18 protein-coding genes and 1 other annotated feature are annotated in these 16,453 nt (G+C 52.1%); of the genes, 12 read left to right on the top strand and 6 right to left on the bottom strand.

Features of this window, described 5'->3' with window-relative positions:
• Nucleotides 1-2: 2 nt before the first annotated feature.
• Nucleotides 3-677, top strand: a complete 675-nt coding sequence (locus ACP15Y_RS16555) for an N-acetylmannosamine-6-phosphate 2-epimerase (protein ID WP_424984223.1) — start codon at nucleotides 3-5, stop codon at nucleotides 675-677.
• Nucleotides 670-1,551: an ROK family protein gene (locus ACP15Y_RS16550; protein ID WP_424984222.1), complete on the top strand. Its 882-nt coding sequence runs from the start codon at nucleotides 670-672 to the stop codon at nucleotides 1,549-1,551. Before ACP15Y_RS16555 ends, ACP15Y_RS16550 begins: the two co-directional genes overlap by 8 nt.
• Nucleotides 1,552-1,638: 87 nt before the next feature.
• On the opposite strand, the gene ACP15Y_RS16545 is transcribed toward ACP15Y_RS16550, so the two are convergent.
• Together ACP15Y_RS16545 and ACP15Y_RS16540 are read right to left on the bottom strand one after the other, a co-directional pair.
• Nucleotides 1,639-2,727, bottom strand: coding sequence for a Fic family protein (locus ACP15Y_RS16545; RefSeq protein ID WP_424984221.1), 1,089 nt, complete (start codon nucleotides 2,725-2,727; stop codon nucleotides 1,639-1,641).
• 82 nt (nucleotides 2,728-2,809) lie between these two features.
• A complete protein-coding gene (locus ACP15Y_RS16540; RefSeq protein ID WP_424984281.1) occupies nucleotides 2,810-3,352 on the bottom strand; it encodes a TetR/AcrR family transcriptional regulator in 543 nt (180 codons plus the stop codon).
• Between the two features lie 205 nt (nucleotides 3,353-3,557).
• Here ACP15Y_RS16540 and ACP15Y_RS16535 point away from each other — a divergent pair, with 205 nt between their 5' ends.
• A complete protein-coding gene (locus ACP15Y_RS16535; RefSeq protein WP_424984220.1) occupies nucleotides 3,558-3,995 on the top strand; it encodes a hypothetical protein in 438 nt (145 codons plus the stop codon).
• A gap of 70 nt (nucleotides 3,996-4,065) precedes the next feature.
• Here ACP15Y_RS16535 and ACP15Y_RS16530 read toward each other — a convergent pair whose 3' ends face one another.
• The gene (locus ACP15Y_RS16530) at nucleotides 4,066-4,923 is read right to left on the bottom strand and encodes a universal stress protein (RefSeq protein ID WP_424984219.1); all 858 of its coding nucleotides are present in this window, start codon (nucleotides 4,921-4,923) and stop codon (nucleotides 4,066-4,068) included.
• 12 nt (nucleotides 4,924-4,935) lie between these two features.
• Nucleotides 4,936-6,426 (bottom strand): SulP family inorganic anion transporter, encoded by a 1,491-nt coding sequence (locus ACP15Y_RS16525; protein WP_424984218.1) that lies wholly within the window; start codon nucleotides 6,424-6,426, stop codon nucleotides 4,936-4,938.
• A 56-nt stretch (nucleotides 6,427-6,482) separates the two neighbouring features.
• Nucleotides 6,483-6,540 (bottom strand) — a sequence feature (sul1 is cis-regulatory element that is thought to sense ions involved in sulfur or methionine metabolism; They are found in Alphaproteobacteria).
• A gap of 341 nt (nucleotides 6,541-6,881) precedes the next feature.
• On the opposite strand from ACP15Y_RS16525, the gene ACP15Y_RS16520 reads away from it, so the two are divergent.
• Nucleotides 6,882-7,091 (top strand): cold-shock protein, encoded by a 210-nt coding sequence (locus tag ACP15Y_RS16520; protein ID WP_424984217.1) that lies wholly within the window; start codon nucleotides 6,882-6,884, stop codon nucleotides 7,089-7,091.
• Nucleotides 7,092-7,148: 57 nt separating this feature from the next.
• Entirely contained in the window at nucleotides 7,149-7,316 is a 168-nt protein-coding gene (locus ACP15Y_RS16515; protein WP_424984216.1) for a hypothetical protein, read from the top strand.
• Nucleotides 7,317-7,326: 10 nt separating this feature from the next.
• Here ACP15Y_RS16515 and ACP15Y_RS16510 read toward each other — a convergent pair whose 3' ends face one another.
• Nucleotides 7,327-8,013, bottom strand: a complete 687-nt coding sequence (locus tag ACP15Y_RS16510) for a GntR family transcriptional regulator (protein WP_424984215.1) — start codon at nucleotides 8,011-8,013, stop codon at nucleotides 7,327-7,329.
• A 116-nt stretch (nucleotides 8,014-8,129) separates the two neighbouring features.
• Between ACP15Y_RS16510 and ACP15Y_RS16505 the strand changes: the two genes are divergently transcribed.
• The 7 genes from ACP15Y_RS16505 to ACP15Y_RS16475 all read left to right on the top strand — a co-directional run bounded on the left by ACP15Y_RS16505 (nucleotide 8,130) and on the right by ACP15Y_RS16475 (nucleotide 15,037).
• A complete protein-coding gene (locus tag ACP15Y_RS16505) occupies nucleotides 8,130-8,795 on the top strand; it encodes an aspartate/glutamate racemase family protein (protein ID WP_424984214.1) in 666 nt (221 codons plus the stop codon).
• Entirely contained in the window at nucleotides 8,788-10,152 is a 1,365-nt protein-coding gene (locus tag ACP15Y_RS16500) for a dihydroorotase (RefSeq protein WP_424984212.1), read from the top strand. Before ACP15Y_RS16505 ends, ACP15Y_RS16500 begins: the two co-directional genes overlap by 8 nt.
• A 51-nt stretch (nucleotides 10,153-10,203) precedes the next feature.
• Nucleotides 10,204-10,989, top strand: coding sequence for an SDR family oxidoreductase (locus ACP15Y_RS16495; RefSeq protein WP_424984211.1), 786 nt, complete (start codon nucleotides 10,204-10,206; stop codon nucleotides 10,987-10,989).
• 614 nt (nucleotides 10,990-11,603) lie between these two features.
• Nucleotides 11,604-12,623, top strand: a complete 1,020-nt coding sequence (dctP, locus tag ACP15Y_RS16490; RefSeq protein WP_424984210.1) for a TRAP transporter substrate-binding protein DctP — start codon at nucleotides 11,604-11,606, stop codon at nucleotides 12,621-12,623.
• Nucleotides 12,624-12,702: 79 nt separating this feature from the next.
• The gene (locus tag ACP15Y_RS16485; RefSeq protein WP_424984209.1) at nucleotides 12,703-13,281 is read left to right on the top strand and encodes a TRAP transporter small permease; all 579 of its coding nucleotides are present in this window, start codon (nucleotides 12,703-12,705) and stop codon (nucleotides 13,279-13,281) included.
• Between the two features lie 11 nt (nucleotides 13,282-13,292).
• A complete protein-coding gene (locus ACP15Y_RS16480; protein ID WP_424984208.1) occupies nucleotides 13,293-14,579 on the top strand; it encodes a TRAP transporter large permease in 1,287 nt (428 codons plus the stop codon).
• A gap of 11 nt (nucleotides 14,580-14,590) precedes the next feature.
• The gene (locus ACP15Y_RS16475; RefSeq protein WP_424984207.1) at nucleotides 14,591-15,037 is read left to right on the top strand and encodes a universal stress protein; all 447 of its coding nucleotides are present in this window, start codon (nucleotides 14,591-14,593) and stop codon (nucleotides 15,035-15,037) included.
• Between the two features lie 72 nt (nucleotides 15,038-15,109).
• Here the strand turns inward: ACP15Y_RS16475 and ACP15Y_RS16470 are convergent, their stop codons facing one another.
• Nucleotides 15,110-16,429 (bottom strand): aspartate aminotransferase family protein, encoded by a 1,320-nt coding sequence (locus ACP15Y_RS16470; protein ID WP_424984206.1) that lies wholly within the window; start codon nucleotides 16,427-16,429, stop codon nucleotides 15,110-15,112.
• Between the last annotated feature and the right edge of the window lie 24 nt (nucleotides 16,430-16,453).

The raw sequence follows: 16,453 nt of genomic DNA, 5'->3' as shown, positions 1-16,453 counted from the left end.
ACATGTCTGTTTTAGAGCAAATGCGTGGCGGTATCGTTGTGTCCTGCCAACCAGTTGATCATGGCCCAATGGACCACCCGCAAATTGTAGCGGCGATGGCCCAAGCAGCAATTGCTGGCGGAGCCAAAGCAGTACGCATTGAAGGAGTTGAGAATGTGCAAGCCGTGCGGCCGCATCTCACGGCCCCCATCATCGGCATTGTGAAACGCGATTTACCAAATAGCCCTGTGCGGATTACACCTTTTTTAGAAGATGTAATAGCGCTGGCCGACGCGGGGGCGGACGTCATCGCCTATGATGGAACGGATCGAACACGACCACATTCCACTGCCGACCTTGCTGCTGGAATTGTGGCACAAGGCAAGGTAGCCATGGCAGATTGCGGCGAGTTGAGCGATGGGCGACGCGCCACCGAAGAAGGGGCTCAAATTTTGGGCTCCACCCTTTCGGGCTATTTGGGTGAGCATTTAGCATCAGACCAGGACGTCCCCGATTACGTCATGGTGCGCAAACTTAAGCGGCTCGGCTTGTTCACCATGGCTGAGGGACGATACACCTCACCAGCACGCGCCCGTGAAGGATTTGTGCACGGGGCAGACGCCGTGACCGTCGGTACGGCGCTGACGCGGCTCGAGATCATGACAAGCTGGTTTAGTGCAGAGGCGCCAAATGGATAAAAGCTTGGAAGGGTTTGCCCTTGATCTTGGCGGCACCAAGCTCGCCGCTGCCCGCTTTTCAAAAAACCAACTGGTTGAAAAAGCTCAAATCCCAACGCAAGCCGACGCGCCATTTGAAGACCTGTGCGCGGCCATGGAAAAATTACTCGCCAATCTCGGCTTTCGCCATGGTGATCGTTTGGGCGTTGCGTTAACAGGCTGTGTTGATCAGAGCGGCCTATGGTCTGCTGTAAACGGCGAGACATTGCCGCAGATCAAAAATATCGATGTGCGCAACGCGCTTCAATTGCGGTTTGGCGACCGTGTGTCGCTTATAAATGATGCCGCGGCTGCAGCCTGTGGCGAAGCCCATTTTGGGGCAGGGCGCAACATCTCGCGTTTCGGATACATTACCATTTCAACAGGTGTTGGCGGTGGCATAGTTCTCGATGGACAGCCCCTGATCAGCCCCAATGGATTGGCAGGTCATATTGGCTTTATGCGCTCTCCACTCGGCGATCAAATGTGCGGCAGCGGCCGGTTTGGCACCGTTGAAAGCGTTGCAGGCGGCCGTGCCTTAGCCGCCGCGGCAGCAGCGCTCGGCCACGAGGAGTTTGACGCCAAAGCCATCTATGCCGCCCATCAAGACGGAAGCCAATGGGCCAGCCAACTCATTACCCGCGCCGCCCACGCCATCGCCATCCAAATCGCTGACCTCACCAGCATCTTCGCCCTCCAACGCATCGCCATCGGCGGATCAATAGGCCTAGCCGACGGCTTCATCCAGCTTATCACCGATCAGCTAGCGACGGAGCCAACCATCTTCCAACCCGAACTCCACCCCGCCAAACTAGGCAACGACAGCCCACTCTTCGGCGCACTTTGTGTTGGGTGATTGGGGGCTAGCTTGAGCCATTTTGCGATTTGTTGCAAACATTTAAGCGCGTAATATATCTTATGGAACTTATGAATTGATTGTAAATCACTCAACCTTCAACCAATAGCGGGTGTAGCGGCGTTCGCCGGTGCGGCTTAGGGCGTCTTTTTCTACGAGATCGGCGAGGTCGCGCGTTGTGGTGGCGCGTGTGGCGCCGGTGATTGTTATATAATTGTCGGCGCTCAGGCCACCCTTGAAACCGCTTGGTCCCTCTCGAAACATGCGTTCAATGACTTTGCTTTGGCGCTCATTGAGCTGGCCTTGTAGGCGGTCATAGAGTTTGGTTTTGGCCAACAAAAACTCGATTAAATTTTGAGAGTAAAGCTGCGCTTCCAGAATGGTGCGGGCGAAATAGTCGATCCAGCCTGTGATCTCGAGGCCCTTATTGTAGCGTTCGAGATGTTGGTAATAGCTTTTGCGGTTGCCCTCGATCGTTTGCGACAGCGCCAGCAAGGTGGGCTGGCCAATCGCCTGCGATAGCAACTTTTCTGAAAGGGCCCGGCCAATCCGCCCATTGCCATCCTCAAAGGGGTGAATGCATTCAAAATAGAGATGGGCGATGGCGGCATTGGTCAACGGGGTTGCCGTTGGCAGATCATTGAACCAAGAGATATAGCGGGCCATTTCCTCGGGCACCTGGTCAGATGGTGGGGCCTCGAAATGCACTTTTGGGGCATAGACCGCACCGGAGACAATTTGCATCGGCTCTTCATGCTGGCGAAAGCGGCCGATGTCTGAAAGATCACGTCGCCCCGCGGTCAACATGCGATGCCAGTCCCTCAATTTTTCTGCTGAAAGAGGCGCTTCGAATGTTTTGTAAAGATCCACCATCATTTCGGCGATCCCCTGCTCCGCTGGCGAAGCGCGCCCTTGTTTGGTATCAAGGCCGAAATTGCGCTTAACTGAGGATTGAACGGAATCCCGGTTTAAATACTCGCCCTCAATTTCAGATGTCTTGACCGCCTCGGTGCTGATCAGATCAACAATGAGTTCGTTTTTCGGGTCATTTTGGATATGTTTGAGGGTGCCCAACGTAATGCCAGCCTGATGTTGGAACTGCGCTTCAAGTTCTTTCAGCGCCTCCGCATCATAGGTGAAGTTGGGCCAATTTTTATGCTGCCAATTCCAGTGCATGAGTGATAGAATTCCTTTCTATAACTCACAATAGCACATATTTTTGATGTATAGAACGTGTTTCTATGCCTCAAAGGCGGCGTCAAAAGTCACCTTGCGCGGAAATAATGCCATTTATCGCCTGCTGTACAATCTCTTCAGGCGGCGCCCACGGGTAGCTGCTCACGGTAATCAGATTTTGCGCAATGCCATTCAACGTACAAATCAACAGCTCTGACTTTAGCCGCACAAGGGCCTGCGCTGAGGGGGACGGAAATATCTCGGCCAAGCAGCGCCGGAAAATGTCGAACCGCGCCAAAGTATCTGCATGTTCAATAAAGCCTTTAACATCTGTTTGTTGAATGCCCTTGGACATAAAAACCAAAAAATAATGCTCCCGATTGTCCAGCCAATATTTGACATAGCCCAGTGCCGCCACACGCAATCTTTGCTCCGGGCTTTGCGCCTGCTCTATCTGAATCTCTAACTGATCAAACAAGTCGGCAAATATTTGAACCCAAATTTTGCTGAGAATTTCGATCTTTCCGTCGAAATATCGATAGATTGTCATCGCCGTCAGGTCAGCTTCCTTTGCGATTTTGCGCATCGAAATTGCCTCAAAGCCATCCCTTTGGAAAAGCCGCAGCGCACAAGCAGCAATGTAATCTCGGGTGCGCTCAATATCTCTATCTGTGAGGGCTGGGCGGCCCTTCGCGGGTTTTGGGCTCTTGGGAATGGTCTTTGCTCCTTTGGCGAATTCAACAATATTGACACCAATGCTGCTATTAAATTATAACGCGTTATATTTTAATGCAATGGCAAATGTGAATTGATCAGAGGAAAGACACAAAATGGAAATGGCAGCAGACACATCTGAACTGGGCAAGCGAGAGCTTGGCTTGATGCGAACGCTTTTTATTGTCGCGGCCATTTGGAACTTTGCCGGGGCCATTCCGGGCTTAACGGACACGGTTGCAATGTTTGAGCGTGAGTTCGGTAGCGCCCTCACAAATCCGGTTATGATCGCTATTTATCGCGGTGCGTGGGGCACTGCATTCCTATATGGCATAGGATTTTTGCTGGTCGCTTATAATCCGGTGCGCCACACCGGGATCGTTATGATCGGCGGGTTGGGCAAGGCGCTTTTTGCGCTGAATTTGCTGTTTATGTTTTTAAACGGTTGGACGTCAAACTTTGCAATGGTCGTTATTTTGGGCGATGTGGTGTTTGTCATGCTTATGCTCGCCTATTTCTGGCGGCTCAAAAAGCTGGGTCACAAACTGATTTGATCTGCTGCCCATAAAAATGCCGGGACGGTCACCCCTCCCGGCATCAAAAATCTAGCACTGTCAAAACTGCTTAGTGCACCAGCATAATGGCAATTTTGCAGGCGCGGATCATCTCCATGGTAGTGGAGCCGATAAACAATGAGCGCAAGCGCGAGTGGCTAAAGGCGCCCATCACCAGCAATTGATAATCTTCATTATTGGTCATATCCGCCAAGGCTTTGTCGGCATCGCCGCTCAGCAGTTTTTGCTCTGTGTTGAGCCCGGCCGCCTTCAACTTTTCGGTTGCCGCATCAAGGGCAGATTGCACTTTGTCAGAAGGCTTGCCCACATAGGCGAGCGTGATCTCAAGTCCCTGATAAAGCGACGATGTGGCCACCAAATCAATTGCCTTCAATGATGATGCGCCGCCATCGAAGGCCACCAGCACTTTTTTCACTGGGGTAAAGGCACGGTTGGCCACCAGCACAGGCTTATGGCTGGCGCGGATCACTCGTTCCAGATTGGAACCCAAATGACCAGAGGCCATTTTGTGCGCTTCGCCACGTTTGCCCACTACGATCACATCGCCCGTTTCTTCTTTGGCGGCGATGGTTTCCACCAAATCGCCTTGCCGCAAGCGGGTTTGCACTTCAATGTCGCCATCGCCTTGGATGATGGTTTTGGCATCCTCAAGAATGGCCCGGCCATGCTCCTGTGCCAGCTTTGAACGCTCCATATCGAGCGCGCTCAGCTTGTCGAGCAACTGCGTGCGCGCGCCCAACACGATGGCACCGCTCAAATCGTCAGACTCTGACGCGGTGCGGCGGCCCATAATGTGATAGACTTTCACCTTTGACGTGGTGCGTTGGGCCATCCACGCTGCATAATGACAGACGCTTTCGGAATAGGCAGACCCATCAACCAGGGCTAAAATGGTTTGGCTTTGCATTATTTTTCTCCCCTAGTGCCCCATCAATTCATCAAGCGCACCCGGCTTATCGTGAATGGCGAGCCGGTCAACAATGGTTTCTGAAGCTGCGTTCAGCCCCACAATGTCCACCTCGGCTCCGTCACGCCGGAATTTCAGCACCGCCATATCCAATGCGGCAACGGATGAAATGTCCCAAATATGGGCACGGCTGACATCGATGGTAACTTTTTCCGGCGCTTCTTTGAAGTCGAAGCTTTTCATAAAATCTTCGCTTGAGGCAAAGAAAAGTTGCCCCTCAACAAAGTATGTCCGGTGGCTGCCATCTTCGGTGATTTCTGTGCGCACGCGGAACAATTGCGCGATCTTCCAAGCGAAGAAAATGCCAGAGAGCAACACGCCCACCAAAACGCCAATGGCGAGATTGTGGGTGTAGATCACAAAGAACACGGTGGCCACCATCACGATGGATGATGATTTGGGATGCTCTTTCAAATTCTTGATCGATGACCAGGAGAATGTGCCAATGGACACCATGATCATGATCGCCACAAGCGCTGCCATTGGAATGATCGAAACGATATCGTCAAGGATCACAACCATCACCAGCAGAACCGAGCCAGCGATAAAGGCCGAAAGTCGCCCACGACCGCCAGACTTCACATTGATGATCGATTGGCCAATCATGGCACAGCCGGCCATGCCGCCAATAAAGCCGGTGGCTGTGTTGGCGATGCCTTGTCCGATACATTCTTGGTTGCGGTCTGAATTGGTGTCGGTCAAATCGTCAACAATTTGCTGCGTCATCAAGCTTTCCAGCAACCCCACAACGGCCACAGCCAAGGAATAAGGGAAGATGATCTGCAAGGTCTCAAAGTTCAGCGGAATGTCCGGGATTAGGAAAACAGGCAATGTGTCCGGCAGTTCGCCCATATCGCCTACGGTGCGCACATCTAGGCCCAAGGCCACTGCTAGAATGGTCAGCACGATAATGGTGACAAGCGGCGACGGCACGGCTTTGGTGATGCGGGGAAACAGGTAGATAATCGCAAGGCCAAGCGCTACCAATAGATAGGTGAGCGGCGGTACCTTGCTGGGGTCAAGTTCGGGCAATTGCGCCATAAAGATCAAGATGGCCAATGCGTTCACAAAACCGGTCATTACCGATTTGGACACAAAGCGCATGACATAACCGAGCTTGAGGAAGCCTGCGCCGATTTGCAACAGACCTGCCAACACAGTGGCGGCAAGCAAATATTGCAACCCATGTTCTTTGACCAAGGTCACCATCAAAACGGCGGTGGCAGCAGTGGCCGCAGAAATCATGCCGGGGCGACCGCCCACAAAAGCGATGATCACAGCGATAGAGAAACTGGCATAAAGCCCGACTTTCGGGTCAACGCCTGCAATGATGGAAAAGGCAATGGCTTCAGGAATAAGGGCAAGGGCCACGACAATGCCTGAGAGAATATCGCCGCGAATGTTGCCGAACCATTGTTGGCGGTAATGAGAGAGATTCAACATGATGATTTTGTACCCATAAGCGCTTTGGCTTATTTGTGTTTGGAGTTCTTTATTCTGATTATCCAGCGGATCGGCGGCTGGAAGAGCCACCTTGGCATCTCACCAAGGTCCAAATGGTTGGGGCCGTTATATTGGTTTGGCGCCTGCCGTCAATCCATTGCGGACGATATCGGCCCCTCATTTCAAAAATATGATATATTTGGCCCCGCACCGAGTGCGGCCTTGTGATTTGGCAGGGTGCAACAGGGAAATATTTTATTTCGCTTGCCAATTGAGCAAAAAAGGCGCATATAGCGCCCACGTTTCGAGCCATCATTGGCTATCTGATCTGCCGGTTACCCGGTTCGTTTGGCTTCCCCTGATTTCTAGAACGTTGCACCCCTTGGGCATGTTGCCCGTGGGAAATTCGCTTGTGCGCCCAATGTGCGCGGAGCTTTCTATATAAGGTATATGCCATGACAATCGGCACTGTTAAATTTTTCAACACAACTAAAGGCTTCGGCTTTATTTCACCGGAAGACGGCAGCAAAGATGCTTTCGTTCATATTTCTGCCGTTGAGCGCGCAGGTCTTTCAGGCCTCGCTGAAGGTCAGAAAGTTTCTTATGAGCTAGAGAGCGGCCGTGACGGCAAGCAATCAGCTGCCAACCTTTCTTTGGTTGACTAAGATGATTTGGGCCGCGCATTCATTGCGCGGCCCTATCTCATTATGAAAGGTCACTCGATGGCCGATAATGCCCGTGAGCGCGCTGAAGAACGTTTCGCTGCGCTACAAAAAAATGCCAAAACATCGCTGACAGAAGCCGAGCAAAAAGCAAAGGCCATTAGCGATAATATCGCACGCCTAAAGGCACTGCGTTTGGCCAAAGAAGCTGCAAAGCCCGCGAAATAAGCGCCCGTCGCTAAAAACTCACATTCATTTCTGTTTGAGAAATCAGCGCTTGTAATAAGCCTTGGCGCGTATTTTCTATATGCTGGGCCATCTGTTCACGCGCACGTTCTGCGTTGCGCGCGCGCAGCGTGTCGACAATCTTTTGGTGATCGCTATTGGTCTCAAAATTCACATCGCGAGCGCGGGTGCCCATATATAAAAAGCGGGTTCCCTCTTCCAAGTGCCGCATAATCAGCGCGTGCAATCGCGGGTTTTTTGATCCTTGGGCGATGGCGGCGTGGAACATTTGGTTGCGGGCCACAAAGCCCTTGGTGCTCATCCCCTCCCCCATTACATATTCTGCCTCGGCCAGTTCCTCCAAAACAGATAGCTCTTCAGCATTAATATGCGTGGCGGCCAGCGCCGCGGCGGCACCTTCCAATATGGCGCGTACGGCAAACAGATCATTCATATCCTTCACCGTGACCGGGGTCACCCGATAGCCGCGGCGGGGAAAAGCTTCCATCAAGCCTTCAAGGCACAGGCGACTCATGGCTTCGCGCACCGGTGTTTTGCTCATGGCGAGCTGTTCCGCCAGCTCTGGTTCTGACACATCCGACCCGGGCGCCAATTCGCACGTGATCACCTTTTCACGCAGCGCCATATAGGCTTGCTCGGTCAAAGATGTGGATTTTTTCGGTTTTATCTCTTGGTCCATGGGCCCGTCCTGCGCGTCTTGTCTCTCCCTTTTGGCTAATCATTGCACGAAAGTCAAAATAATATGCTTGTGATATATCACGTAATATTTTAAAAGCTGACTCATCGGAGGGCTCAATGGCAAAAATTTTGGTGATCAATCCAAACAGCTCCAAATCGGTGACCAAATCGATGGATGAATGTTTGGCAGAGGTGAATCAACGCACAGCACATCAGGTGGACTGTATCGAGCTGGCAAAATCCCCTCCGGGCATTGAAAATGATGATCATGTGATTGAGGTGGTGCCGCACATTTTGGAAGCGGTGGCGCAAAGCGATGCTGATGCATTTGTCATCGCCTGCTTTTCTGATCCGGGCATTGAAGAAGTGCGTGCGACGACCAACAAACCTGTGTTTGGCATTGCCGAAAGCGCTTACCTTACTGCCCTTGGGTTGGGCAGCGCCTTTGGCATCATCTCCATGGGGCCTTCGTCCATCGGGCGTCACCTTCGCTATTTGGAAAAATTGAAACTTGAAAAGCGCATGGCGGGCGACCGCGCGATCAATATCAGCGTGCCGGAATTGATGGCCAGTGATGTCACCCAGGGCTTGGGTGAAATTGGCGTAACCTTGCGGGATCAAGTTGGGGCAGATGTGGTGATTTTAGGCTGCGCGGGCCTTGGCCTTTATCGCGAGGCGCTGCAAGCGCACCTTCAAATGCCGGTGGTGGACCCGGTGCAGGCTGGCACCATCTTGGCCATCAATGCCCTCGATTTAAATTATGGGAGAACAAGTAATGTTTGATTTGGTGGTGCAAGGCACAGCAATATTGCCGGAAGGCGTACGCGATAATGTGTGGATTGGCGTGAAAAACGGCAAAATCGCTGCAATCGGTGAAGGCGATGCGCCCGAAGCGAAAGAGCAGCACAAGGTCACCAATGGTGTGATCCTGCCCGGCGTGGTGGATGGTCAAACCCATGCGTGTTCCTATGGCGGCTTGCCCGGCATTGAAAGCACCACCCGCTCGGCCATTGCTGGCGGCGTGACCACTCTTGTGGATATGCCTTATGACAATCCTGATCCGCTGAACACCGAAGCGCGGTTGGACGATAAAGTGCGCACGATTGAAGATGTCGCTCATGCGGATATGGCGCTTTATGCTACCGTCGCCCCCGGGCAAGATGTGAGTGAAATTGGCGCACTAATTGATGGCGGCGTGGTCGCCTTCAAAATTTCGACGTTTGAAAGTAACCCCACCCGTTTCCCGCGCATTCAAACTCCACAAATGGTTGAGATTTTTGAAGCGTTGGCGCCGACCGATATTCCGTTGGGTGTGCACAATGAAGATCAGGACATGGTCCATGCCTATATGGCCAAAGCGAAATCTGAGGGCAAAAATGGACTGGTCGCACATTCTGAAAGCCGTCCGGCTTCCGCCGAATTGTCCGCCACAGCGCAATTCTTGGAGCTAGGCGCGGCAGCCCACGCCCACGCACATATTGTGCATCTCACCACTGCACGTGGTTTCCAGCTGGTGGACAATTATGCCTTTGATGGTTATCGCGCCACGGGTGAATTGTGCGTGCATTATTTGTGGTTTGACCCGGAGATTGATGGCGAGGAACTGGGCGCGAAAATGAAGGTGAACCCACCTATCCGCCCCGGTGAAATTGACGTTTTGTGGGAAGAGATTTTGGCGGGCCGCGTCGGCTTTATCAGCTCTGACCATTCAAGCTGGCCGATCGACAATAAGTTTACCCCCTCCATCTTTGATGCGGGTGCCGGCATTCCCGGCCTCGAAACCTTGTTGCCCTGTTTTTACACCGCCGCTGAACAACGCGGTTTGGACGCAGCCTCGCTAACAGCAGAAATGTTGTGCGAACGCCCGGCCCGCTTTTTCGGCATCTGGCCGCAAAAGGGTGGCATTCAATTGGGAGCGGATGCAGATTTCGCCATTTTGAAAAACGAGCCGCAAATTTGGGATTCAGCCAATGCCCATGATGATCTCAATTGGAGCCCATTTGATGGCCGCACCTTCAGCGTGACGGTGGACCGCACTTATTTGCGCGGCCAATTGGCGTGGGATGGCGAAAAAGTCTGCAACGCAGCAGGCGATGGCAGCTATGTGCGCCGTGGTGACAGCAATTGGTTTGAAGATTAAGACACGGGCGATTTCGCCTGCGAGAAACTTGACTAAAGTTAGGAGTTAAACATGGATTTTGGAATTAAGGGCAAAGTGGCCTTGGTGTTGGGCGCAGGCGGTGGCCTTGGCGGCGCAATGGCCAATTCTTTGGCGAAAGAAGGGGTGAAAGTGGCCCTTGGCGACATTAATCTGGACGCTGCAGAAGCCAACGCCAAAGCCATTCGCGACAATGGCGGCGACGCCATCGCGCTTGAATGGGATCTGAGCAAGCTCGATCAAATCGACACCAATATTTCGAAAATTGAATCTGAGTTGGGCTCAGTGGATATTTTGGTCAACAATACAGGCGGCCCAAAGCCAAGCACTGTTTCCGGCCAAGCGCCAGACCTGTGGCGCGAAAGCTTTGACATGATGGTTATGTCCGTCATCGCGATCACAGATCGCGTGTTGCCGGGCATGAAAGAGCGCGGTTGGGGCCGGATCATCACCTCAACATCGTCAGGCGTTGTGGCGCCTATTCCAAATTTGGGCCTTTCTAACGCGTTGCGTTTGTCATTGGTGGGCTGGTCCAAAACTTTGGCCCGCGAAGTGGGCAAAGATGGCATCACCAGCAACATCATTTTGCCGGGCCGCATTGCCACGCCACGCATCAGCTTTTTGGATGAGCAAAAGGCGAAGCGCGAAAATAGAAGCGTTGAAGAGGTTTCGGCTGAAAGCGTTGCTGCCATCCCTGTTGGCCGCTATGGCGACCCGAAAGAATATGGCGATGCCGCCGCCTTTTTGGCCAGCGACAAAGCCAGCTATATCACAGGCAGCACCATCCGCATTGATGGCGGTCTGATCGCGAGTGTTTAATCATTTTGGCGCGGCTCTCTGCCGCGCCATTTTCTAACCTGTCGCTGAATAAATCCAATTTTTGCAGATAAAATTTATTTATTCCCATTTTTTTGAATTCTTTTTTGCAGCAAATCAGAACACCTAAATTTTTCAATTTGACGCGCCAGATGCGGTTCAAAATTTCGAGAATTCTGACGGTGACAAGAAATGCCATCTCGTTTCGTTATTGATGCTTCATGAGCAAAGTCAAAAACCGGAATTACATCTAATTTATAATGATAAATAAGCGCCAACTACGCGAATTCGCTCAACTTTTTGCAACAATGACGCGCGCGCGTGCGCGCGAACTACAAAGAGATGGTTTGAGCTTAAAATGTCATTAACCGCCCCAAATGGGGTACAAATTCTTTGGTATTTTTGGCGCATGAAAAACAAAAACATGACGGGTGAAAAATCGGTCGCCAGCGCCCGAAACCTTATAAAAACAATGGAATATCGGAAATCGCAAGGGGTGGACAGCGTGGTTTAGGCACGCAATAGTGAGGCAGATCGGCACGTCAATTGCGGCATGTCGGGGTTTAATTTTTTATCCAGAAAGGATGAACAAAGCACAACTTTTTAGGGAGATAGACGTGAAAAAACTCACAAAACGCACACTGGGAGCCCTTGCAGGCGTCAGCGTTATGGCCATGAGCCTTTCTGCTGCACAAGCCGACACATGGCGTTATGCTTTTGAAGAAGCGATGACCGATGTCCAAGGTATTTATGCTCAAAAATTCAAAGAAGAAGTTGAGAAAAACTCAGACCATGAAATTCAGCTTTTTCCGTTCGGTACGCTCGGTGAATCGGCTGACATTATGGAGCAGGCTCAAGCCGGCATTCTGCAGTTCGTAAACCAGTCACCCGGTTTCACCGGTGCGCTGATTCCGGAAGCACAAGTTTTCTTCGTGCCTTATTTGTTGCCAACTGACCAAGCTCATTTGGCGCGTTTCTATAAAGAAAGTAAGGCCATTAATGAGGACTTTGAGGGCCTATATGCCAATCAAGGTCTCGAGCTGCTCTCCATGTATCCTGAAGGCGAAGTGGCCATGACCACGAAAAACCCGGTCAAGTCATGTGATGACTTGAACGAGGTGAAATTCCGTGTGATGACCAACCCGCTTCTGGTGGAAAGCTACAAAGCATTTGGGGCGACCCCAACACCATTGCCATGGGGTGAGGTATATGGCGGCTTGCAGACCAACATCATTCAAGGTCAGGAAAACCCGACCTTCTTCCTTTATTCAACCAAGATCTATGAAGTGACTGATCACATCACTTATGCTGGTCACAACAACTTCACCACCGCCTTGATGGCGAACCAGGATTTTTACAACTCCTTGAGTGAAGAAGAACAGCAAGTGATCGAGGATGCTGCGGACGCGGCGTATGATCACATTGTGACGTACCAGCAAGACTTGGCTGATCAGGAACTTGCGAAGATCAAAGAAGCCAAGCCAGAAATGACCGTCACGGTGCTGAGCGAAGAAGAACGCCAGTGCTTTGTGGATGCTGCTGCAGAAGTTGAAGCCAAGTTCATTGAGATGACTGGCGATAGCGGCAAGGCCATTTTGGAACAGATGAAGGCTGATTTGGAAGCAACAGCTGAATAATCACATCTGAACGCTATATCTGTTCGGCCGACGTGTATGCGCGGCCGGACAGTTCTCGATCTGCGTGGGGGAGAACACGATGAGCGACGAGCACGAGCTTAAGGAGCTTGATTCAGCGCTGCCGGGCTTTTTGGGGGTGATTGATACGGCGATAGGCCGTATTGAATCCTTCTTTTTGGCCATTGGCGTATTGTTGATGGCTCTAAACACCAGCGCCAATGTGGTGGGCCGATATCTTCTCGGCAATTCAATTTTTTTCTCAGAAGAGCTGAACCGAATTCTAATTATTTTGATCACGTTTGCAGGCATCAGCTATGCCGCGCGTCATGGTCGGCATATTCGCATGTCGGCGATTTATGATGCGTTGCCACCGAAATTGCGCAAAACATTGATGGTTCTAATTGCGTTGACGACTGCCTTGATCATGTTTGGGTTGTGTTATTACGCGGTGAACTATATCGGCACACAAGCCTCTCGTGGCCGCGTGTTGCCGTCATTGCAAATTCCTGTGTGGACGATTTTGGTCTGGGTGCCCGTTGGGTTCTTTATGACCGGGGTTCAATATTTGCTGACCGCCATCAAAAATCTAACGTCGAAAGACATCTACCTCTCCACCGCGGTGCTTGAAGGGTATGATGACGGCGAGACGGAAGTCTAAGGGGGGAGATCATGGCTACTATTGTTTTTCTATCGATGATTGTCCTGCTTTTGCTCGGCTTTCCGATGATGGTTCCGTTGATCGTGGGTGCCACGATCGGCTTTTTTATGATGTTCAATGGCTTTGGCCAGATGGAAACCATGGTGCAGCAAATGATGGGCGGTATTCGGCCAGCATCATTGATTGCTGTGCCCATGTTCATTTTTGCAGCCGACATTATGACCCGCGGCCAATCCGCTGGTCGGCTTATCAATTTGGTGATGTCCTTTGTGGGGCACATTAAAGGCGGGCTTGCCGTGTCAACGGCAACGGCCTGCACCATGTTTGGCGCCGTTTCTGGCTCAACACAAGCAACTGTTGTGGCGATTGGGTCGCCCTTGCGGCCTCGCATGTTGAAGGCTGGCTACAAAGACAGTTTCGTGCTGGCTTTGATTGTGAACGCCAGTGACATTGCTTTCCTGATCCCCCCGTCCATCGGGATGATCATTTATGGTGTTGTGTCTCAAACCTCAATCGCTGAATTGTTCATTGCTGGCATTGGGCCAGGTCTTTTGATTTTGGTGCTGTTCTCGATTTACAGCTACATTTATGCGGTGCGCAACAATGTGCCGACCGAAGAGAAAGCCAGTTGGGGCGAGCGGCTCACCAGCTTGCGACAAGCCGTTTGGCCGATGGGCTTCCCGGTCATCATCATTGGTGGGATTTATGGCGGCATATTCAGCCCCACCGAAGCGGCGGCTGCTTGTGTGCTTTATGCCTTTTTCATTGAAGTTGTGGTGTTCCGCACCATGTCGCTTGCTAATGTGTATGAAACTGCCAAATCAACGGGGCTCATTACTGCGGTGGTGTTTATCTTGGTCGGCGCTGGCGCCGCCTTTTCTTGGGTGATTTCCTTTGCCCAAGTGCCACAGGAGATATTGGGCGCCATCGGCATCACGGAGATGGGTCGAATTGAAGTGCTGTTTGTCATTTCGATCGCGTTCTTTATCGGCTGTATGTTTGTGGACCCGATTGTGGTGATCCTGATCCTTGTGCCGGTATTCGCGCCGGTTGTGAAATCACTGGGGTTGGATCCTGTATTGGTGGGCACAATCATTACCCTGCAGGTTGCCATTGGCTCCGCCACGCCGCCATTTGGGTGTGACATCTTCACAGCTATCGCGGTGTTTAAGCGGCCATATATGGATGTGATCCGCGGTACGCCGCCATTCATTTTCATCCTGCTCAGCGTGGCTGTGGCCATGATCTTCTTCCCGCAAATTGCGCTGTTCCTGCGTGATCTGGCATTTGCGAAATAAAGGAGGATACGATGTTTAAATCGATTTTGGTCCCATTTGATGGCTCTCCGGGCGCGGAAAAAGCGCTCAATCAGGCCATCGAGTTGATCCATTATAATCGCGAGGATGACTCCAAACTGAACATCCTGACGGTGTATCGCCACCATTCTATGTTGGAGGCGTCCCTATCGATGGTGCGTCCCAACGAGCCGGGCAATATGGACGATGTGATGCGCGAACATGCCACGGAAGTGGCAGAGCGGGCGAAAGCCATTGCCAAAGATGCAGGCTGCAAAAATGTGCACGCCTTTGTTTCACCCGGTGGAGTAGCGCGAACGATCGTCAAATTCGCGGATAAACATGATAATGATTTGATCGTGATTGGCAGCCGCGGCATGGGCTCGGTGGAAGAATATTTGCTGGGCAGCGTGTCGCACAAAGTGACGGGTCTATCTAAACGTCCTGTGCTGGTGATCTAGGATCAAGTTAATAAGCTTAAGGGCGGCGCACTGCGCCGCCTTTTTTGTTGGTTGCCGGTCGGCAAAAGCCAATCACCATCCTGCGAATTCGGCTACATCCTCGTCGCTGACCAAGCCCGCAGCCGCATCTTGAATAGATTGTGCCAATATTTGCGCGCCGGTTTTTGCTTCGGCTTCAGTCAAAATGAGTGGCGGCGTCAGTTCGAGCACGTTGGAATTCATCCCGACATAATAAAAGACTGCACCAAGCTGCCATGCGCGATAGACGGTTTTTTGCGCCAGTTCCGCATTTGGCGCACCATTTTCATTTTTGACAAGTTCAACACCAATGGCCAAACCCCGCCCCCGTATATCGCCTACTTCTGGCTGCTGCGCCGATGCGCGAGCGATTTCATCCATAAGGATGCCACCGGTGTTCTGCGCTCTTGCAGCAAGATTGTCCGCTTGAATGGTCGTCAGCACAGCCAAGGCGGCTGACGCACTAACAGGATTACCGTGCAATGTTTGCATGGAGAATGCAGGGGCGTGATCCATTATCCAAGAGGGGCCGACAATGGCTGAAATGGGTAAGCCGCCGCCCAGCCCTTTGCCGAACACCACAATATCCGGCACAAAATTCTCATGTTCGAAACAGTGCATAAGTCCAGTCCGCCCGAGGCCAACTTTTACCTCGTCGCAAATCGTCAAGATGCCGTAATGCGCGCACAGTTTTGACAGGCGGGACAAAAAGCCTGCGGGCGGTACGATCAAGCCGCCATCGGCTTGGATAGGTTCCATAAAGAAGCACGCCACTTCATCGCCGGGACAGCTTGTGGCGAGCAGATGCTCGATATGGGCCAACAGGGCCTCTCCGGAGGGATCATCTTCAAACGGGCGAAACGGGTCGGGATAGGGAACCAGCGTGAGCCCGTCGGACTTGGCTACGCCTTCCTGTGCCGTGTGCCCTGAAACGGACATCGACCCCTGTGTGCCGCCATGATAAGCACCCGAAAACGCCATAATGCGCGACCGCCCTGTTGCAGCCGGTACCACCCGTGCGACAGTTTCATTCGCATCACTGCCTGAATGCCCCAGCCATACGCGACGATCATTCGCACCTGGCGTTAGCTTCAACAAAGTTTCCGCCAGTTTGACCGCTGGCTCATTCGTTCCCGAAAGGATTGATGCGCCAGCTTGATTGGCCAGCCCTTGATCGATGGCCGTGCGCATGGCGGGATGGCTATGGCCAAGGCTCGCCGCACCCCATGACGCAGACAGATCTAGCAATTCCCGCCCGCCCTCTTCGATCAGCACACTGCCCGCGCCGCCCGAAACAGCAAGAGGAAAGAACCGCAATTTTTGAAGTGGCGACAGGGCGGCCCCATCGCGCTTATAAAGTGATGTGCTGGTCATGTCTGCTCCAGTCCGTCAAGCTGT

It is taken from the genome of Maritalea sp. S77, assembly GCF_049801075.1.
Lineage (GTDB): Bacteria > Pseudomonadota > Alphaproteobacteria > Rhizobiales > Devosiaceae > Maritalea.
Note: the sequence above shows the minus strand (reverse complement) of the source record. Positions and strands in the feature narration are given on the sequence as shown.

Coding starts and splice junctions, on each gene's coding strand:
- ACP15Y_RS16505 (WP_424984214.1), top strand. CDS start 8,130: ATGGCAAAAATTTTGGTGATCAATCCAAACAGCTCCAAATCGGTGACC.
- ACP15Y_RS16470 (WP_424984206.1), bottom strand. CDS start 16,429: ATGACCAGCACATCACTTTATAAGCGCGATGGGGCCGCCCTGTCGCCA.
- ACP15Y_RS16545 (WP_424984221.1), bottom strand. CDS start 2,727: ATGCACTGGAATTGGCAGCATAAAAATTGGCCCAACTTCACCTATGAT.
- ACP15Y_RS16515 (WP_424984216.1), top strand. CDS start 7,149: ATGGCCGATAATGCCCGTGAGCGCGCTGAAGAACGTTTCGCTGCGCTA.
- ACP15Y_RS16510 (WP_424984215.1), bottom strand. CDS start 8,013: ATGGACCAAGAGATAAAACCGAAAAAATCCACATCTTTGACCGAGCAA.
- ACP15Y_RS16530 (WP_424984219.1), bottom strand. CDS start 4,923: ATGCAAAGCCAAACCATTTTAGCCCTGGTTGATGGGTCTGCCTATTCC.
- ACP15Y_RS16495 (WP_424984211.1), top strand. CDS start 10,204: ATGGATTTTGGAATTAAGGGCAAAGTGGCCTTGGTGTTGGGCGCAGGC.
- ACP15Y_RS16480 (WP_424984208.1), top strand. CDS start 13,293: ATGGCTACTATTGTTTTTCTATCGATGATTGTCCTGCTTTTGCTCGGC.
- ACP15Y_RS16555 (WP_424984223.1), top strand. CDS start 3: ATGTCTGTTTTAGAGCAAATGCGTGGCGGTATCGTTGTGTCCTGCCAA.
- ACP15Y_RS16475 (WP_424984207.1), top strand. CDS start 14,591: ATGTTTAAATCGATTTTGGTCCCATTTGATGGCTCTCCGGGCGCGGAA.
- ACP15Y_RS16520 (WP_424984217.1), top strand. CDS start 6,882: ATGACAATCGGCACTGTTAAATTTTTCAACACAACTAAAGGCTTCGGC.
- ACP15Y_RS16485 (WP_424984209.1), top strand. CDS start 12,703: ATGAGCGACGAGCACGAGCTTAAGGAGCTTGATTCAGCGCTGCCGGGC.
- ACP15Y_RS16550 (WP_424984222.1), top strand. CDS start 670: ATGGATAAAAGCTTGGAAGGGTTTGCCCTTGATCTTGGCGGCACCAAG.
- ACP15Y_RS16525 (WP_424984218.1), bottom strand. CDS start 6,426: ATGTTGAATCTCTCTCATTACCGCCAACAATGGTTCGGCAACATTCGC.
- ACP15Y_RS16500 (WP_424984212.1), top strand. CDS start 8,788: ATGTTTGATTTGGTGGTGCAAGGCACAGCAATATTGCCGGAAGGCGTA.
- ACP15Y_RS16535 (WP_424984220.1), top strand. CDS start 3,558: ATGGAAATGGCAGCAGACACATCTGAACTGGGCAAGCGAGAGCTTGGC.